The organism is Stenotrophomonas maltophilia group sp. RNC7 (assembly GCF_030910085.1).
Lineage (GTDB): Bacteria > Pseudomonadota > Gammaproteobacteria > Xanthomonadales > Xanthomonadaceae > Stenotrophomonas > Stenotrophomonas sepilia.
Genome location: NZ_JAVFVN010000124.1, coordinates 1 through 2,035 on the forward strand (window position 1 = coordinate 1; position 2,035 = coordinate 2,035).

The 2,035-nt window shown below is 32.5% G+C and carries 2 protein-coding genes and 1 pseudogene; 2 read left to right on the plus strand and 1 reads right to left on the minus strand.

All coding sequences use genetic code 11. From position 1 onward, the window contains the following. Positions 1 to 233: 233 nt before the first annotated feature. Positions 234 to 497: pseudogene (locus RCF13_RS01500) on the plus strand (Bro-N domain-containing protein); the annotation flags it as partial. A 10-nt stretch (positions 498 to 507) separates the two neighbouring features. After that, the gene (locus RCF13_RS01505; RefSeq protein ID WP_016716397.1) at positions 508 to 1,017 is read left to right on the plus strand and encodes a Rha family transcriptional regulator; all 510 of its coding nucleotides are present in this window, start codon (positions 508 to 510) and stop codon (positions 1,015 to 1,017) included. A 496-nt stretch (positions 1,018 to 1,513) separates the two neighbouring features. Here RCF13_RS01505 and RCF13_RS01510 read toward each other — a convergent pair whose 3' ends face one another. Beyond that, entirely contained in the window at positions 1,514 to 1,870 is a 357-nt protein-coding gene (locus RCF13_RS01510) for a hypothetical protein (protein WP_001091610.1), read from the minus strand. Positions 1,871 to 2,035 lie beyond the last annotated feature (165 nt).

A 2,035-nucleotide genomic window follows, 5' to 3' on the forward strand; every position in this document is an offset into this window, starting at 1 on the left:
CCGATAGACCATGATAAAAATAACATTGAACGTCTGCTTTATGTTGCATTAACTTTCTTGTTTTTGCAATGTAAGGTAGTCATTCCATGCCCTAGCCGTTGTCCTGTACCCTCATCCCATGATGAAAGACATCTGATCCAAGTCAATACGTTTTATAAAATTTAGAATGAACAAGGTAAGTTATAAATCTTATATAAACCCTTACCGAATAGAAAGAGGGAACAAAGGAAGAACCATTATTTTTAGGTCAAGATGTAGCAAATTGGATTGAATACGCATGGAAAGACTCAAGACAGTCGCATAGGGACGTTTCTAAAATGTTAAAAACTGTAGATGAAGATGAAAAGAAGCTGGGGGGAACATTATTCCCATCAGGTCAAATTAGAGAATCTTGGTTCTTAACTGAAGATGGATTGTATGAAATTTTAATGCAGTCGCGAAAACCAGTTGCTAAACAATTCTCACGGCTTAATTTTCAGCTGTTAATATTTAGATGAAGATGAATCCATGTCCGTCAAATTGACGGGTATGAATATGAACTCGACTTTAATAAATGAGTCAGGTTTATATTCGGCAATTTTGCCGAGTCCTCTTATATCAACATTAAAAATGATAATAATAATGAGTAATATCGTATTTATTGAAAATAACGAGGTAGTAACAGATAGTTTAATGGTGGCTGAAGTATTTGGTAAACGTCATGATAATGTAATGTCTGATATCAATAAGTTAATTGGTTATTCTAGCGATGAATTTTCACTCCTTAATTTTCAGGAGTCAACTTATATCAACGAACGAGCAAGACAATACAAGAAATATAATTTAACTAAAGACGGTTTCACATTATTAGTAATGGGATTCACTGGAGAAGAAGCTTTAAAGTTCAAAATGATGTACATTAATGAATTTAACCGAATGGAACAAGAGTTAAGAAATCGTGATTTAAATTCTTATATGATTGATGATCCGATTGCGAGAGCTGAAAGATGGATTAAAGAACAGCAGGAGAAACAATAGAGCAAATTGAACCATCCATTTTAGATGATACAAACGTTGATTGGGCTATACTTGATAATTTTATCGATTGTGAAGATGAAAAAATAGCTATCCTGTACAATATGCAGGTCAGGTCAAAATTGCCAAATGTAGACGAAGACGAAAAGCGGACTTATGCAATCCATAACTCAGGTCAGAATCGTGAAATTTGGTTCTTAATTGAAGGTGATAGACGCAATTTTGCACACATTCCGTATATGAATTGGAATGATTTTATGCCGATTAATACGTTTATTATTCATAATTGTAATACGCTAAGCATAAACTTTCGTATGAGCGAATGTAATAGCGGTTCGAAAGTTCTAGGTAGCTTAATATAGCAGTAGTTATAACGTACTTAATAACCTCATATGAACTTGTTATGATGCTCTTAATACGTACTTAATAATGCAGATTTAATAACCACTTAACACCCTCTTAATAAGTAAAAAAGCATCCTCTAAATTGAGGACACCCTTTAAAATTCTTCTAACTTTATTTTTCCACCTCTATAGGCTAGTTTAATATTATTTTTCTTTAATTCATTTGCCAACTTGTCCGTTTTAGTAGGTGATTCAAAGAGGTTATAAAACTTGTATATATCTAATTTTGCATCTCTTACAAAATGGCGCAGATCAGAAACAGAACCAGTAAACTCTGCTGGATAATTAGCGTATTTATAATACTCTTTAACATAAATGGACAATGCTTTTGCAATTGTTGGAATGTCCATTCTTGTAAAGTCTGAAGAGGAATTTGAAGTACCATATAATTCAAAGTCATTTCCGTAAAGCATTCTTAACATCTTAACTTCTTTAGGTGTAAATGTATTCATGATATTAATCCTCCAAGTCCTCTAATTTTTTGTTTGGAAATTGTGCTACAAAGTCAAGTATAAGCTTTAATTCATCTTGTTCTAACTCAGTTCCCTTGTGATATTTACGTAGGGCTTCAACAAGACCATAATATTTATAACTATTTAGTATTTCTTCTTCAAGGT

Excerpts from the sequence above, each read along its gene's own strand:
- RCF13_RS01505 (WP_016716397.1), top strand. The coding sequence starts at position 508 with ATGTCCGTCAAATTGACGGGTATGAATATGAACTCGACTTTAATAAAT.
- RCF13_RS01510 (WP_001091610.1), bottom strand. The coding sequence starts at position 1,870 with ATGAATACATTTACACCTAAAGAAGTTAAGATGTTAAGAATGCTTTAC.